The sequence below is a fragment of the Lysinibacillus parviboronicapiens genome (genome assembly GCF_003049575.1).
Lineage (GTDB): Bacteria > Bacillota > Bacilli > Bacillales_A > Planococcaceae > Lysinibacillus > Lysinibacillus parviboronicapiens.
In genome coordinates this window covers 1-456 of the sequence record NZ_PYWI01000102.1, presented here as the reverse complement: position 1 = coordinate 456, position 456 = coordinate 1, and the positions used below count along the sequence as shown (strand labels likewise).

The 456-nt window shown below is 47.8% G+C and carries 1 tRNA gene and 1 rRNA gene; both read right to left on the bottom strand.

The features are described from left to right. Positions 1 to 44: 44 nt before the first annotated feature. A tRNA-Val gene (locus tag C9J35_RS23285) sits at positions 45 to 120 on the bottom strand. 10 nt (positions 121 to 130) lie between these two features. Further along, a 5S ribosomal RNA gene (gene rrf / locus C9J35_RS23280) occupies positions 131 to 246 on the bottom strand. Positions 247 to 456: the final 210 nt, after the last annotated feature.

Here is a 456-nt window from a genome sequence, read left to right as displayed (position 1 = left end):
TGATTACAAGTCAGTTGCTCTACCTGCTGAGCTAAACCGGCATATGGTGGAGGATGACGGGCTCGAACCGCCGACCCTCTGCTTGTAAGGCAGATGCTCTCCCAGCTGAGCTAATCCTCCTGGGTATTATGCCTAGCGACGTCCTACTCTCACAGGGGGAAGCCCCCAACTACCATCGGCGCTAAAGAGCTTAACTTCCGTGTTCGGTATGGGAACGGGTGTGACCTCTTTGCCATCATCACTAGACTATTGTCGGCTTCCAATATACGCGGTATTTCTTTGTCAGCTTCCATCGCTTTCTCGAACTACTTGTATCTTGAAACCCTATGTAGAAAGTTGTTGTTCTTTCAAAACTGGATAAACGGTGCATTGAATGTTTCAAACATTTTGGTTAAGTCCTCGATCGATTAGTATTCGTCAGCTCCATGTGTCACCACACTTCCACCTCGAACCTAT